A 15,536-nucleotide genomic window follows, 5' to 3' on the forward strand; every position below is an offset into this window, starting at 1 on the left:
TCAGTGGAAATCCCGGCTGCCCTCCAGCGCGGGGGCGAGCCGGCCGAGCAGCGGGGTCAGGTCCTTGCAGCGCTGCAGCACCAGGTGGCGCACCACGGCGGCGCCCGGTTCGGCGCCATCGGGGCGGTGGCACTGCCAGAGGCCCTCCACGGCCAGCAGGCGCGATCGCAGCAGCGGGTTGCGCCAGGTCTCGACCAGCGCCGGCCAGACGATGACGTTCACCGTGCCGGTCTCGTCCTCCAGCGTGACGAACATCGTGCCCTTGGCCGATCCCGGCCGCTGGCGCACGGTGACGATGCCGCAGGCGCGCACGCGCCGCCCGTGCGGCACGGCCTGCAGCGCCTGCGCGGCCTGGATGCGCCAGCAGGCCATGCGTTCGCGCAGCAGCGCCATGGGGTGTCGGCGCAGCGTGAGGCCGGTCGCGGCATAGTCGAAGACGATCTCCTCGCCCTCGGGCGCCTCGGGCAGGGCCAGCGGGGCTTCATGCACCGGGGCCTCCTGCAGCAGTGCCGGCGCGCGCCGCTGCGCGGCCGCATCCCACATCTGCTGGCGCCGGTGCCCCGCCAGGGAGCGCAGCGCATCGGCCGCCGCCAGCGCCTGCAGGTCCTGCCGGTCCTGCCGCGCGCGCAGGGCCAGGTCCTGCACGTCGGCGAACGGGCCTGCGTCCCGCGCGCGCATGAGCCGGGCGGCCGCCTCGGGCCCGTACCCGGCCACCAGGCGCAGGCCCAGCCGCACCGCGGGCTGCGCCTGCTGCAGGCCGGGCAGCGGCGCGGCGGGCCCTTCGAGGGTGCTGTCCCAGTCGCTGTGCGCGGCATCGGCCGGCAGCACGCGCAACCCGTGGCGGCGGGCATCCTGCACGAGCTGCGAGGGTGTGTAGAAACCCATGGGCTGCGAATTGAGCAGGGCCACCAGGAAACAGGCGGGTTCGTGCCGCTTGAACCAGCTGCTCGCATAGGCCAGCAACGCGAAGCTGTAGGCATGGCTTTCGGGAAAGCCGTATTCGCCGAAGCCCAGCATCTGCTGGTAGATGCGCTGGGCGAACTCCGGGGAATATTCGTTCTTGCGCATTCCTTCCATCAGCACCTGCTCGAAGCGGTGCACGCCGCCGCGCCGCTTCCAGGCAGCCATGGAGCGGCGCAGGTCGTCGGCCATGCCGGGCGTGAAATCCGCCGCGATCATCGCGATCTGCATGACCTGCTCCTGGAAGATGGGCACGCCCAGCGTGCGCTCGAGCGCCGGCCGCAGGTCCTCGTGCTCCAGCTCCAGCGCTTCCTTGCGGGCCCGCCGCTCCCGCGCCTGCAGGTACGGATGCACCATGCCCCCCTGGATCGGCCCGGGCCGCACGATGGCCACCTCCACCACGAGGTCGTACAGCTCACGGGGTTTGAGGCGCGGCAACATGCTCATCTGCGCGCGGCTCTCGATCTGGAAGACGCCCACGGTGTCGGCGGCGCAGATCATGTCGTAGGTGGCGGGATCCTCGCGCGGGATGTCCGCCAGTTCCCAGGCCTGGCCGCGCAGCGCGGCGCGCAGGCCGAGCGCGCGGCGCAGCGCGCTCAGCATGCCCAGGGCCAGCACGTCCACCTTCATGAGGTGCATGTCGTCCAGGTCGTCCTTGTCCCACTGGATGATGGAGCGTCCGTCCATGCTCGCGGGCTCCACCGGAACGAGGCGCGTGAGCTTGCCTTCGGTGAGCACGAAGCCGCCCACGTGCTGGCTCAGGTGGCGCGGGAATCCGCGCAGTTCCTGGGCCAGTTCCAGCCACAGCGCAGCCGTGTGCGCCCCGATCGGCGCGCCCAGGCCGGCGGCGAGTTCCTGCAGGCGCCCGGCGGCGATGTCCTCGTCGAACCAGTGGTGGTCCTTGGCGAAGGCATCGACCACGGCCGGCGCCACGCCCAGGGCCTTGCCCACGTCGCGCAACGCGCTGCGCGTGCGGTAGGTGATGACCACGGCCGCGATGGCCGCCCGTTCGCGGCCGTACTTGCCGTAGATGTACTGGATGACCTCCTCGCGCCGGTCGTGCTCGAAGTCCACGTCGATGTCGGGCGGCTCGTCGCGCTCCTTGCTGATGAAGCGCTCGAAGAGCAGCCGGGTCTTGGTGGGATCGACCGCCGTGATGCCGAGGCAGTAGCACACCGCCGAATTGGCCGCAGATCCGCGCCCCTGGCAGAGGATGCCCCGCCGGCGCGCTTCCCGCACGATGTCGTGCACCGTGAGGAAGTACATCTCGTAGCGGCAATGGGCGATGAGCTCCAGCTCTTTCGCGATCTGCTCGCGCACCTCCGGGGGCACTCCCTGCGGGTAGCGCTCCCGCGCACCGGCTTCCGTGTAGGCCGCCAATGCCTCGCCCGGTGTCATGCCTTCGGGCACGGTCTCGCGCGGATAGCGGTAGCGGATCTCGTCGAGGCTGAAGGTGCAGCGCGCCGCCACCTCCAGGGTCGCCGCGAGCAGCGCGGGCGGGTAGAAGCCTGCCAGGCGCATGCGCGGCCGCAGCCGGCGCTCGCCGTGGGCCTGCAGCGCGAAGCCGCATTCGGACACCGGGCGTCCCAGCCGCACGGCGGTGACCACGTCCTGCAGCGGCTTGCGCTGCAGGACGTGCATGTGGACATCGCCGGCCGCCACCAGGGGCAGGTCCAGCGCCCGGCCGGCATGCTCCAGAGCCTCGAGCCAGGCGGCATCGTCCGGCGCCGTGTGCAGTTCCACGGCCAACCAGGGGTGGATGCCCTGCGCGCGCAGCGGCGCGCATGCCTGCGCCACCGTCGCCTCGATGCCGCCCGGATCCAGCGCGGACAGCCGGTCCCGCCGCGGGGCGACCAGCACCTCGCAGCCCTGCAGGCGGGCAAAGTCGCTGCCCGCATGGACACGGTATTCACCCTTGGGAGCGATGCGCCGCGCATCGCTGATGAATTCGCACAGGTTGCCCCAGCCGGTCTCGTTGCGCGCCAGGGCCACGAGCCGCACGTCGCCGCAGGCGAACTCGCTGCCCACGATGAGCTTCAGGCCGCACTGGCGTGCCGCGGTGTGCGCGCGCACCACGCCGGCCACGGAGCATTCGTCCGTCAAAGCCAGCGCCGCATAGCCGAGTTCGGCCGCGCGCTGCACCAGTTCGAAGGGGTGCGAGGCCCCCCGCTGGAAGCTGAAATTGCTGAGGCAGTGCAGTTCGGCATAGCCGGGCAGGCCGGATGCCGCGCCGCCGCCCTCCTCAGGTGCTGGAAGCGGCTTCGCGCTCATGCATACACCCCGTGCCAGAACCATTGCAGGTACCCGCTCGCGCCGCCCCCCTGCCACTGCCGGTAGATCCAGACCGTGCCGACGGCAGCGTTCGATGCCACGAAATAATCCCGCCGCTCCGTGCAGCCCTCCCACCAGCCGCCTTCGAACCGGTGCGGTCCGGCCAGCAGGCGCAGCGGCCCCTGCAGGCAGGGACGGTCGCCCTGCAGGGCCAGGGGCCGGGGTGGATGCACCAGCCAGCCCGGCCAGAAAACGGCGTCGGCGGACGTGCCCGCGGCCTCGCCCGGCGCGGCGGCGGGGGGCGCACCCCGGCGGCGGTCCACGGCCTGCCCCGGCAGGTGCTGCGCGGCGGCCTCCCACCGTTGCATGCGCTCGGGCCGGTGGTCGGCCTGCAGCACGGGCACGCGCACCTGCCCGGCTCCCCAGCGGGCAGACATCCGTTCCACCCACTGGTGCCAACCCTCGCCCTCCCCGCCTTCTTCGGGGCCCGGCGGCAGCAGGCTCTCGCTGGCCTGTGGCAAGGCCGCCGTATCGGCCGCGCGCAGAACGAGTCGGTTCACCGGCGCCGCCAGGGGCCGGCGCGCCAGGTGTTCGGCCAGCAGACGGCGCAGGTGTGCGAGATCCTGCGTCGCCTCGGCCGTGCGCACGGCCAGATAGTCGCCCGGTGGAAGCACCTTTCCGTCGAGTCGGCGCAGGTCGTGGCGCCACGACAGCTCCAGCGCGAGTACGCCCCGGTGGCGCGCCTGCAACCAGTCGCGCAGCGCACCCAGCAGGCGGTTCGCGGTCCACAGCAGCTGTTCGGCCGATGTGGCCGGCGCGGGCAGCTCGGCCGGCAGCTCGAAGTGCTCCGGCAGTTCCAGCCACGGCAGGGGATGGGGCACGTCGCCCCAGGCCTGGTCCAGGGCCCGCAGCGGCTCGGCGCCGAACCGCCGGGCCGCCCCATCGCGCGGCAGCGCACGCACGGCGCCCCAGGTGCGGCACCCCATGCGCTCCAGACTGGCGGTATGCGGCCGCAGGGCGGTGAGCGTGGCGAGCGGCAGGCCGTGCGGCAGGCGGCGCGGCAGCGGCAGGCCTTCTGCCTGCAGCCGCAGCAGGGCCAGGGCCTGCAGGGCCGTGGGGGCCTGGGCCATGGGAACCTCATCCGGACAAGAGGGCTCTTCGCCAGGGCCAGGGCCAGGGCCAGGGCCGCCGCCGGCCGGTGCACCGCGCGCAGCCGATGGTGGAGAGCCCCCCTGTCCCTGCCTCAGCAGGCCCAGAAGGTGGGCACGCCCGCCCCAGAGCCGCTCGGTGCAGGACACCTCCAGCAGCACGGCCTCGTCCAGCAGCGCCACGCGCGGCGTGAAGCGCAGCGCCCACCATCCGGCTGCCGCTGCGGGCATGCCCGGTGGCAGCTCAGCCAGCAGGGACGGCAGTGCGATCCAGTGCATGGCCGGCCTCCGGTCGCTCGCCCCGTACCCGCAGGTGCAATGGCGCGGTGCGCGCCGCCATCCCCTCCCGCCAGGCGGCCAGATGCCGCTGTTTCGCCCCGCTCGTAGCCGCCAGGGCCATGGCCAGGGCGGAGCCATGCGCGGGCACGGCCATCGGCGACAGCAGCGGTGCGCCGCGGCGCTTGAGCACGTGCACCTGCAAGGCGCCCTCCTCCTCCCCCGGCCGAACCCACAGCCGCAGCGGAGCGGGCGATGCCTGCAGCCGCCGGGACTCGGGACGGAAGACCCACAGCAGCGGGCCGCGCTGCGCCGCCGCCAGTTGCAGGCGCCTCAGCATGTCGGTATGGGCGGCCGGCAGCCAGGCCAGCACGGCCAGCACATCCCGGCAGCGCAGCGCCTGCTCGCAGGCCCAGGCGGCAGCGGCATCGCGGCCATCCGCGGGCGGTGCCACCCAGCACAGGCGCCCTGCCGGCAGGCCTGCCGCATGCAGCACGGGCACGAAAGGGTCGAACGGAGGGGCCACCAGCACCACCTGCCCGGGCCGCGCCACCGCACCGGCCAGCGCCGGCAGCAGCAGCGGCCATTCGGGCCGGCCCTGCCCCGCCAGCAGCACTTCCGACATCGCGCCCCGCGGCCAGCCGCCCCCGGGCAGCTGCGCATCGAGCGCCGGGTGGCCCGAAGGCTGCACGCGTGCGCCGAGAGCTTCACCGACAGGACGCAGCGAGTCGCCCCGCCACACGCCCGGCACGTCCACCCACGCCGAGCCCGCCCCCGGGCGGGAGAGGGCCGGCGAAACCGGCTGGGAGAGGGGGACGGATGCTGCCATGGCGTCTTGTTGAATACTGTTCAAATATACAGTATTCGTTCAAAAGTGCCAGCAGGGCCATCGCCCTTTCCATGTCGCAGCACGACAGGCCGCGTGTGCCGTCCCTGCATGCCCCCGAATGCCCTGCGTTCACGCATGCCCCGAAAAACCGCCGCAGGCAGAACGCGTCTTCAGGATCGGGCCGTTGTCAGGCGGTGGACAGCAGCAGCGCGCAGTGTGCGCACCACTGCGCGACCGCCGCGTCCGCCGGATCGGCAGGGGCTTGCCCGCCCAGCTCAGGCCAGCGCCTCTGCGTGGCATGCACGATGCTGCCCAACTGCCAGAGCGCCTCGCCGCGCACCAGTGCCAGCTCCGCCAGTCCCTGGGGATCGCCCTGCAGGTGCTCCTGGATCTCGCCTTCCTGGCCCGGGTGGCCGCCGGCCTCCACCAGCGATTGCTGCAGCGCCTGCAGGCGCTGCTCGACGAAGGCCGCAGGATGCCGGCTGCCACGGTCCAGCACGGAGGGCGGCAATTGCGGGCGCAGCCGGGCCCAGTGGTCGAATGCTCCGCCCAGCGTGTCCAGCATCCGGCCGGCCTCTTCCGGGGGCGGCGACAGGGCGACCGCGGAGCCACCGCCATCCGCGAGCAGCGGCAGCAGCAGCGCGGACAGCTCCGCGGGAAATTTCCGGTGGTTGAGTCGCAGGCTCAGCGACAGGCGCTGGGCCGCCAGCGCGCTGTATTTTTCGAAGAAGGCAGCCGCCACCTCCGACAGCATCAGGATCCGCCCCATCGGCGAGATGTCCGGCCCGCGCAGCCCGCGCGGATAGCCCGTGCCGTCCATGCGTTCGTGGTGTTCCAGGACGGCCGCCTCCATCGACGCCGGGTAGGCACCCTGGGCACGCAGCAGCAGCATGGCGGTGATCGGATGGGCCACGAGGTGCTTGCGGTCCGGCCCGGAGACCTTGTGGTCGGGGTCGTTCCACATCGGGTCCATGTGCATCACCCCGATGTCGTGCAGCAGCGCGGCCTCCGCCAGCAGGGCCGTTTCGCGCGCGGCCCATCCGCTGCCCAAAGCAAGATGGATCGCCAGCAGCATCATGCGCACGCTGTGCACGAACAATTCCGGTCGCTGCTCGCGCATCACCGTCAGCCGGAAGGCCATGGGCCCGGGCAGCAGCATGCCGCGCAGCGGCGCGAGCAACGGCTCCGGCCCGCCATGCGCCCGCGACAGCAGTTCCACCAGCCTGCAGCCTCCATCGGGGCCGCTCCCGCACTGCTGCAGCACCGCCGCCTCGATGGCGGCCGCGTCCACGGTGCGCTCGGTGCCCAGCAGGCCGTCGATCGGATCGCGCAGCGTGTGGCGCACCAGCCGGTCGTACAGGCGGCTGTCGATGCGCGTGCCCTTTTCCACAAGCTTGATGCCGCTGTCGGTGTAGATCGCATCCCGGGTGACCACGGGGCTGCGCTCGGCCATGTCGGTCACGCTGCGCAGATAGTGGGTGCCGTCCCGGGCCAGTTCCTGCGCGGCGGCCAGGGCCTGTTGCGCCGCGGCAGCCGACATCCCGGCGGGCGCGCCGGGACCGCGTCGGTCGTGATCGTTGTCGTTGTTCATGCCTGCCTGAATATACGGCCCCGCAGTGGCTGCCCGGGCGCAAAAAAAGCCTGCGGGCGCACAGCCGGCAGGCTTTTCCTGGAGTGCCGGCGGGGCGCCGGCAGGGGGCGGGTTCATCCTCCGCCCCGGTGCATCAGCCCTGGCTCTTCTGGTAGCTGGCGACGCCGTCGGTGATTTCCTTGTGGGCGGCTTCGACGCCTTCCCAGCCCAGCACCTTCACCCACTTGCCCTCTTCCAGGTCCTTGTAGTGCTCGAAGAAGTGGCTGATGGCCTTCAGGCGCACGGGATTCACGTCGTCCACCGTCTTCCAGCCTTCGTACATCTTGAGGATCTTGGTGGTGGGCACGGCCAGCACCTTGCCGTCCACGCCGGCTTCGTCTTCCATCTTCAGGATGCCGAGCGCGCGGCAGGGCACGACCACGCCGGGGTGCAGCGGATACGGCGTGATCACCAGCACGTCCACCGGATCGCCGTCGCCGGACAGCGTCTGGGGCACATAGCCGTAGTTGCAGGGGTAGTACATGGCCGTGGTCAGGAAGCGGTCCACGAAGACCGCGCCGGATTCCTTGTCCACTTCGTACTTGATCGGGTCGGATTCCGCGGGAATCTCGATGACCACGTTGAAGGTTTCGGGAAGCTTCTTGCCAGGGGTGACGTTGTTGAGGGACATGGTTGGGATGGTGGTGGGAATGCGATGGATGCGCTGCCGACTTGCCGGCCGCGCAGGGCGGCCGCAGGTGGCGCATTCTAGGGCGAGTCGCATGCGGCTTCCCTGGCGGCCGGCCGCGGACAGCACGCCACGGCCCCGCGACGGGCGGCGTGAAACGGGCAGTTTCAATGCCCGGGAGAAACCCGCTTATGCTGGCGCGGCCTCCGGGATAATCCCCATGGCCATGGAAATTCGGCCCGGGAGGCGCTGTATAAAAAATTATTTCTGCGTCAAAAGATTATTTTCATGTTTGATTCGACCTTGAAACTCACGGACCCGGAGGACGTCCCCGGCGCGCTGAAATCGGCAGGTGCCGAAATCATCCGCTCCGTCGCCCTTCCCTCGGGCATCGTGCTGTCCGAATGGAGTTGCCACAACACCCTGACCGACTACAAGAGCGCTTCAGAGAACGTCCTCAGCATTTACCTCTCCGGCGGGGAAAACTGCAGCCAGATGCGCCAGCAGCAGATCGTGCGCAGCGGCTTCGAAAATGCCACCTGCCTTTTCCCCAAAGGCGGCGGTGAATCGCGGTGGCGGATCACGGGGCGGCTCAATTTCCTGCATATCTATTTCGACCCGGAAAAGTTCAGCCCCGCGATGCAGCAGTCGCTGCGGCAACCGCCCGAGGCCTGCCAGTTCCGCGAGGTCTTCCAGGAGGCCTCGCCCGTGATCGGCTCGGCGGCCCGCAGCATCGCTCTGACCGACTGGAACGACACCGGGCTGGCAACGGGCATCGAAGGGCTCACGAGCTGGATCATCCTCCACGCCATCCGCGACTACACCGTGCCCGGCCTGGAGAAGACGGAGACCCGCGGCAGGTTCTCGGCACGCCATGCCCGCCTGCTGCGGGACTACCTGGACGCGAACCTCGGCGCATCGGTGCAGCTCGACGACCTGGCCGGGCTGGTCAACCTGAGCCGCTACCACTTCCTGCGCAAGTTCAAGAGCACCTTCGGACAATCGCCGCACGCCTTCCTTACCGAACTGCGCATGGCGCGCGCCCACGACATGCTGCAGCACACCACGCAGAAGATCGCGGCAGTGGCCTTCGAGTGCGGCTACAGCCAGCAAAGCCATTTCACCGCCGCCTTCCGGCGCTGCTATGGCTACCCACCCAGCGCAGTCCGGCGGCGTTGACGATCAGGCCCAGCAACACTATGCCGCCGTCCGGGCGGCCCGGATCGCCTCGGCGACGCCCGGGGCCCTGAGCTTGCGGTGCGACAGGGCCGGCACGCCGAGTTCGGAAGCGAGTGCGCGCACCTGCGCCTTGAAGCCGGCCTTGAGGTTGTCGTGGAAGACGACCGCATCGACTCCTCCGGCGATCGAGCGGGCGCAGGCCAGCATGTCCGGCAGGCGGCCCTCCGCGTCATAGCCATGCGCCACCAGCCAGTGGTTGGGAAGTACGTGGGACAGCGCCAGGCCTTCGGCGGCCCCGAGTTCGCGCAGCGGCTGGGTGAATCCCGGCTCGAAATGCACGCCCCCGACGCACAGCAGCGACACCGCGGCCTCTCCCCACCCGGATGCGCAAAGCGCCACCAGGGCGCGCGCGAGCACGTCGGCCGCGGCAGGATCGGACCATGCGTCCGGGGTGCTGCCGATCTCCAGGTCGATGACCGAGGGCCTCAACTCGGACAGCAGCCTGCCCGGCTGGCCCCGGTAGAGCGGCCCGGACCAGTGGGTGGCCTCCATCCAGGTGGCATAGGCGTCCAGCCCGGCGCGCTGCCGCTCCGCCTCCACGCACAGGAACAGGGCCCGCGTGAGGGCGGGATCGACCGGGCTGAAGCAACCGCTGTCCATGTCCCCGGTCGTCTGCACGGTGAAGATGCGGTCGGGCGCGTTCCGTCCTTCGTGCCAGTTGACGACGACCACCGCGTCCGCATCGCCGAAACGTTCATTGACGAGGGGCGCGTACCGCAGGTAGTCGTGGCTCAGCACGTCTTCGAGCTGCAGCAGGTGGCACCGTGTCTCGCCGATGACCGCGGACAGCACGGGATGCCCATCGACGTGCCCTGCCCCGGCGTCCTGCCAGGGAATGCCGGACGACAGCAGGCGTTCGAGGACATGCGACGCGACAGGATCCTTGAGGGGATCGGTGCAGAAAGCCAACACGAGGTGTCTCATGCGTTCGCCTCCCGTGCGGCCGCGGCCCATGGCACGGAGGGGGGCCGGAAGCCTTGCCTCATCGGACGGGCTCCTTGCCGGCGCCGCGTGCCACCGGCCGGCGGCGCCACCCGCGGCCCAGGTGGTGGGCCAGTTCGACGAGCGGGCCACGGTCCCGCATGCGGTAGAGCCGGCCCCGGGCCTCCTGTGGCGTGCTGTCCCAGGTGGACACATCGGGCGTGCGCCGCAGGCGGGCGACGAGGTGGTCGATGGCCGCCTTCTCCGCCCGCGAATACAGCGTCTCGGAGTTGTCTCCTTCGGCGGGCTGGACGCAGTGCCGGCTGACGATGTCGCCAGCATCGAGTCCGGCGGAAACCCGGTGGATGGTGGTGCCGAGCCGGTCATGGCGCCCTTCGTGGAGCGCGAAGAAGAAGCAGTGGTTGCCCTTGTAGTCCGGCAGGTAGCCGCCGTGGATGTTGAGGATGCGGCCCGCGGGAATGGCGGAGAGCACGGCGCTCCCGATCTTCTTGGTGCCCATGACGACATAGGCGTCCGACACGCCGCCGCGCAGGATCTGCCCCACCAGGGGATCGTTGATCGACGGGGTGTCGTGGAACTCCACGTCCGGCTCCTGGCTCAGCGCCGTCCAGGTGCGCGGTCCTTCCGTGCGGGCGAAATACCGCTTCCGGTAGGCCTCGTAGCCGAACAGTTTGCGGCGCAGTCCGTGGTAGAGCGTCCAGAGATAGGCGCGGTAGTGACCGTTGCGGCGCAGCGAGGCGGCCTGGTCGTGTCCGGATTCCACGATGACCCGCAGGCTGCCGAACGCCTTCAGCAGTTCGGCGGCCAGGTAGAGGTGGTGCGGACCATCGGAACAGAGCAATGTGACGCGGGGCATCATCGGATCCTCCTGAAGCGGTTGTCGAGTTCGCGGCGGGACGCTTCGAAGCGCGCTGCCGCGGCGAGTTGGCGAAGACCGCAGCGGCGCAGCCGGCCGTGCAGTTCGGCGATGGCCTCGCGCGTGGACGAGGCCGTGGGACCGCCGCCGGAGCGCAGGCGGTCGAAGGGCTGCCCGTGTTCCAGTTCGGTCCGCAGTTGCGTGAGCAACCCGGAGGCCCGTGCCGCCAATGGGCTGGAATCCTCCGTAGGCGCCTGCGCGAGAAGGCGGCCCACCGTGGTGTGGGCCTCCCGGAAGGACGCCTGCCCCTCCTGGACCAGGGCTTCGGCGGCGAGCGTGGCATGGGCGTCCCCGGAGCCGAGCGCACGGCGGATGGCGGCCTCGTCGAACCGCATGCCGGCAATGGCATACGTGGCCACGGTGCACATGTCGCCCAGGCTCCCCGAGAGGTCCGCAATGGACTCCACGGCGCAGCGGCTGGCCTGGTAGGAATTGCCGGTGGGCAGGTGCGACAGCGAGGACAGCAGGCCGGCGAACTGCCCGGCATGGCGGTCATGGTGCAGCCGCAGCCATTCCAGCAGGTAGGGGTTGCGCTTCTGCGGCATGTTCGACGAACCGCCGTACATGGCCTCCGGCAGTTGAGCGAAGCCCGCTTCCCGCATCGTCCAGAGCTGCAGGTCGATGGCGAGCCGGTTCAGGTGGCCGCTCAGTTCGATGAACAGGTAGGCGCAGCGCAATGCCGGCGTCTTGTCGCTGATCGCGGCCAGGGAATTGGAGGGCCCCCGCACGCAACCCAGCAGGCGGGCCGTTTCGTGGGGGACGGTGCGAAAGCTGGTACCGGCGCCGGCGCACGCACCGAGCGGCGAGGTGTCCAGGCCGTCCTGCAGCGACGCCAGCGCCTCCATCGTGCCGAGCAGGACCGTAGCCTGGGCCGCCAGGTAGTGTCCCGCCGTACCGGGCATCGCCACCTGGTACTGGCTGTGGATGGGCAATATCGTGTCCACCGTGGCTTCGGCCCGCTGCAGCAGTGCCTCGCCGAGTTGCTGGGCGCGGTCCATGGTGCCCGCGATGGCCTGTCGGAGCGTCAGCAGCAGGTGCGTCGCATTGATGTCGTTGCGCGAACGCGCGGCCTGGACCATGCCGCCCGTGGCCTCCCCGCACCGGTCGATGACGTAGTGCTCGTAGTCGAAGTAATCGCCGCGGCCGGAGGCATGGGCGCGCAGCAGTTCCGGCTCCGCCTCCGCCGCCAGCACCGCCTCCCGGAGCGCGCTGAACTGCCCGGCGGACAGGATGCCCTGGCTGCGCAGCATCAGCAGGTGGGACTTCTCGATCGGGAACAGGCTGCCTGCCAGGCTGCCGGGCCGGAATGCGCAGCGCTCGCCCAGCGCGATGCGGCGGACCGTGGCCGCGTCCGGCGGGGGCACCTCCGGTGGCGCGTAGAGCACCTGCGAACGGCTGCGCAGCGACAGCGCCGAGCGCAACGCCGACGATGCCGTGCGGCCGCCGGCAATCACGTAGCCGGCGCGGTCGGAGAAGTCGAAGCGGCCCTGGTTGGTGCCGCCCTCCCGGAATGCGCCGGCATCCGTGGCGTCCTCCGGGAAATCGATGCCCAGGTAGCGGCGCCCGACCTCGGGGACGATGAAGGCGACGGCGGCATGCAGGGCGGGCTCCGGCACGGCGAACTGGCTGCGCCCGGCCAGGTGGCTGCGCACGTACAGGTCGGCGACGGACCAGCCGAAGGCCTGCTCCAGCAGGCGCGGGATCATGCCGCCCGCGAGCCGGGCATTGATCTCTATCACCGTGGCGATATCGCCCTGGAGCTTGACCTCGGTGTGCGCAGGCCCGAAGGCATAGCCGACCGCGTCGAGCGCCCGGGTGACGGTCTCCACGATCCTGCGGGCCGCGTCCGGACTGATGTCCGCGGGGAGCACGTGCGCGAGTTCCAGGAAGTGCGGGGGCTGCGTGAGGTATTTGCGCGTGACCGCGAGCACGTGGTGCCCGGCGCCGTCGCTGAAGGTTTCCACCGAGAACTCGGTGCCTTCCACGAAGCGCTGCGCGATCCAGGGCCCCTCCTGCGCATCGGGCATGCCGCGGGCCTCGGTGACGAGCCGCACGCCGATGCTGCCGGTGCCCTGCCGTGGCTTGACGATCGCGGGAAACCCGATGCCGTCCATGTCCGCGGCAGAGCGGACCTCCCGCGTCGCCGGGTACGGCACGCCACGCGCCTGCAGCACCTCCCCGAGCAGCAGCTTGTCGCGGCACAGGGCGATCGCGGCGGACGGATTGCAGGGCAGTCCCAGCCGCTCCGAAAGGCGCGCTGCCATCTCGATGAAGCCGTCGCTCGTGGAGGCGACGTACCGGATGGGGCCGATGCCGTACACGGCCTGCACCAGCGCATCGAGCGACCGCGTGTCGCAGGCGATGATGGACAGCCCCTCGGGCAGCCGGCCGGAGAAGCCATAGCGGGCCGGGTCCCGGACCAGCCAGTAGACGGCGTCGTACCGGCACGAGGTCTCCAGCAGCCGGTGGCCGAAGCCGGTGGTGTTGGACTCGATATAGACGATCGCCATGGCTCAGCCGAACGCGTGGATCTCGGCACGGTTCCAGGCCATGCAGGCCCAGTCGCTGCCCGCCCTCTCCGACCGCGGATGCCGGACCTGCACCGGCCGGACCTCGAAGTGGTCCGCGCACGGAGGGTCGCTGGCATAGGTGGTGTCCACGTAGCGCGACCCGTCGTCCGGACTCACGAAGACGATGGGCGTGGTCGGGTACTGCGCCTGCAGGCTTCCCGCCACGGCGTAGGCCGCCCCCGTGGTGGGTCCCCGGAAATGGCCCGTGGTCTTGTAGAGGTGGCGGGTGTAGTGGTCGGCCAGGGCGGCGCTGATCCAGTGGACGTGGTCGAACATCGCGTGCTTCAGGTTGCCCGGCATCACGGTGTTGCCCAGTCCCCGCAGCGGGCGCGGGCCGTCGGGCTGGCCGAACAGGATGCTGTTGAACGTGTCCACGCCGACCAGCGTGCAGTCGGCGCCGGCCGCGCGCAGCGCCCCGGCGAGGCCGCAGCTCGAGCCGCCGGAACCCACGGGCGCCACGAGGACGACCGAGTCGCCGACCAGGTCGCGCAACTGGCGCCCGATGCCCTCGTAGGCCAGCGAGTTGTCCTCGTTGTCGTACTGCCGGCACCAGAACGATCCGGGTTCGGACTCCAGGATCTCGTGGAGCCTGTCCAGCCGGGCCTTCTGGTAGCCCTGGCAACCCTTCTTGTCGGTGACGATCTCCACGCGCCCGCCCAGCATCTCGAGCTGGCGCCGGTAGCTGTCGTCGATCGCCGGGTCGCTGATCGCGATGAAACGCGAGTTCATGCGGTTGCAGACCATGGCCATGCCAAATGCGAAATTTCCGCTCGAGGTCTCGATGACGCTGCCGCCGGGCTTGAGGTCGCCGCGGGCGATCGCCTTGTGGATGATGAAGTGCGCGGGCACGATCTTCATCGCCTTGAACGCCAGCATGTGCATTCCCTCGTCCAGGGGAAAGACGACGGCGTCGCGCATGGCATCGAGGGGGGATTCGTAACGGAGCATCTGCGATCTAGGCGGTGGTGTAGAGGTGGGTGGAGATGTCGAGGGCCTGCAGCCGCTTCTGGGCATGGAAAGCCTTGGCGGCGCACTCGGGATCGCGCGCGCCGTAGAGCAGGCCGATATAGGTGCCCGAATGCGCGGCCACCATGCCCAGGGCGCCGGTCTCTTCCTTCAGGGCGCGGAGGTGGCCGATGTGCGGATGGGGGTTGAAAGCCTGCGCGATCTCGCAGCTGCGCGTCGCGACCTCGCCGATCCTGCGCAGGTCCGCGGCGCGGGCGGCGGATTTCATGTCGTCAAGCAGCGCGTGGTACTCGGAGCACAGGGCGCTGGAGACCGCGCACCGCGTCCGGTTGAACTCGATCGTGTCGCATTCGCCGCCGCGGTCGATCCCGACGATCATGAGTTCAGGTGTCTCCCCCAGTTGCTCATCGAGCTTCACTTCGCGGTGGTAGAACGAAACGATGCCGTCGTACATGACCCCGTCGGTAGGCTCGATGCCGCGGAGGATGGACTCGATGGTCTCGGCCTCCGGTTCCCGCCCGTGCGCGCGGGCTGTCGCCCGGATGACGGCCACCATGTCGGCGGAGGAACTGGCGAGCCCCTTGCCCGCCGGGAAGACCGACTGGAAATGCAGCCGCCCGCCCGGCGGCAGGCCGTGCAGGCGCAGGTAGTCCTGTGCGGCGCGGCAGGCCTTGGTGCGGCAGGCGATGTTGCAGACCACCACGGGCCCGTCCGTCACCTGGAATTCGACGATGGACATGAGATTGACCGGCAGGGTCACCAGGAAGTGCCGCCCTCCCGGCAGCACCCCCTGCATGAGCTCGCCGAACGTGCCCCGGCACTGGCCGGTGGCCCGCAGCGGCGGCCATGCGGTGGACTGAAGCGCTTCTCCTCGTTCTCGTGGAACCATGTTTCTCCTTGTTGTGCGGGCTCCCAGTCCCTTTGTCCAGCAAGGCTAAACGCCGGGCGATGGCGTTTTTTTCCAAAGATTGCTCAGTCCTGTCGAGAAATTGCTGTGCAGCGGCGCTCTTGCGGGCGGCTTCCGGCCGGCGTACATTGGGACTGTTGGCCAATCGTCTCCACCCGCCGTCGCGGGCCGATGGGCACGAGGAAGCAACGCAGCGGAAACACCCGCGATGCGTTGCGTGTTTCCTTTCCGTGCATCCCTTGGACAGGAGACGA

11 protein-coding genes are annotated in these 15,536 nt (G+C 70.3%); 1 reads left to right on the forward strand and 10 read right to left on the reverse strand.

The window, feature by feature from the left end; all coding sequences use genetic code 11:
* The 5 genes from ACAV_RS12480 to ppa all read right to left on the reverse strand — a co-directional run bounded on the left by ACAV_RS12480 (window position 1) and on the right by ppa (window position 7,745).
* Window positions 1-3,231 (reverse strand): error-prone DNA polymerase, encoded by a 3,231-nt coding sequence (locus ACAV_RS12480; protein ID WP_013594936.1) that lies wholly within the window; start codon window positions 3,229-3,231, stop codon window positions 1-3.
* Window positions 3,228-4,658, reverse strand: a complete 1,431-nt coding sequence (locus ACAV_RS12485) for a DNA polymerase Y subunit UmuC family protein (RefSeq protein WP_041828761.1) — start codon at window positions 4,656-4,658, stop codon at window positions 3,228-3,230. The genes ACAV_RS12480 and ACAV_RS12485 overlap by 4 nt, the downstream gene beginning before the upstream one ends.
* Window positions 4,624-5,484: a translesion DNA synthesis-associated protein ImuA gene (gene imuA / locus ACAV_RS12490; protein WP_013594938.1), complete on the reverse strand. Its 861-nt coding sequence runs from the start codon at window positions 5,482-5,484 to the stop codon at window positions 4,624-4,626. Before imuA ends, ACAV_RS12485 begins: the two co-directional genes overlap by 35 nt.
* A 187-nt stretch (window positions 5,485-5,671) precedes the next feature.
* Complete coding sequence (locus ACAV_RS12495; RefSeq protein ID WP_013594939.1) at window positions 5,672-7,075, reverse strand: HD-GYP domain-containing protein; 1,404 nt, start codon at window positions 7,073-7,075, stop codon at window positions 5,672-5,674.
* Between the two features lie 133 nt (window positions 7,076-7,208).
* Window positions 7,209-7,745, reverse strand: a complete 537-nt coding sequence (gene ppa, locus ACAV_RS12500; protein ID WP_013594940.1) for an inorganic diphosphatase — start codon at window positions 7,743-7,745, stop codon at window positions 7,209-7,211.
* Window positions 7,746-8,030: 285 nt separating this feature from the next.
* Between ppa and ACAV_RS12505 the strand changes: the two genes are divergently transcribed.
* Window positions 8,031-8,921: a helix-turn-helix domain-containing protein gene (locus tag ACAV_RS12505; protein WP_013594941.1), complete on the forward strand. Its 891-nt coding sequence runs from the start codon at window positions 8,031-8,033 to the stop codon at window positions 8,919-8,921.
* Between the two features lie 18 nt (window positions 8,922-8,939).
* Here ACAV_RS12505 and ACAV_RS12510 read toward each other — a convergent pair whose 3' ends face one another.
* From ACAV_RS12510 to ACAV_RS12530, 5 genes are read right to left on the reverse strand one after another with little or no spacing between them, the layout of a single operon-like run.
* A complete protein-coding gene (locus tag ACAV_RS12510) occupies window positions 8,940-9,905 on the reverse strand; it encodes a D-aminoacyl-tRNA deacylase (RefSeq protein WP_013594942.1) in 966 nt (321 codons plus the stop codon).
* A 58-nt stretch (window positions 9,906-9,963) separates the two neighbouring features.
* Entirely contained in the window at window positions 9,964-10,779 is an 816-nt protein-coding gene (locus ACAV_RS12515) for a formyl transferase (protein ID WP_049791255.1), read from the reverse strand.
* Window positions 10,779-13,349 carry a lyase family protein gene (locus ACAV_RS12520; protein ID WP_013594944.1) on the reverse strand — a complete coding sequence of 857 codons (2,571 nt, stop codon included), beginning with the start codon at window positions 13,347-13,349 and terminating at the stop codon, window positions 10,779-10,781. Before ACAV_RS12520 ends, ACAV_RS12515 begins: the two co-directional genes overlap by 1 nt.
* Window positions 13,350-13,352: 3 nt before the next feature.
* Complete coding sequence (locus ACAV_RS12525; RefSeq protein ID WP_013594945.1) at window positions 13,353-14,357, reverse strand: pyridoxal-phosphate dependent enzyme; 1,005 nt, start codon at window positions 14,355-14,357, stop codon at window positions 13,353-13,355.
* Between the two features lie 7 nt (window positions 14,358-14,364).
* Window positions 14,365-15,264 (reverse strand): GHMP family kinase ATP-binding protein, encoded by a 900-nt coding sequence (locus ACAV_RS12530; protein ID WP_013594946.1) that lies wholly within the window; start codon window positions 15,262-15,264, stop codon window positions 14,365-14,367.
* Window positions 15,265-15,536 lie beyond the last annotated feature (272 nt).

It is taken from the genome of Paracidovorax avenae ATCC 19860 (assembly GCF_000176855.2).
Lineage (GTDB): Bacteria > Pseudomonadota > Gammaproteobacteria > Burkholderiales > Burkholderiaceae_C > Paracidovorax > Paracidovorax avenae.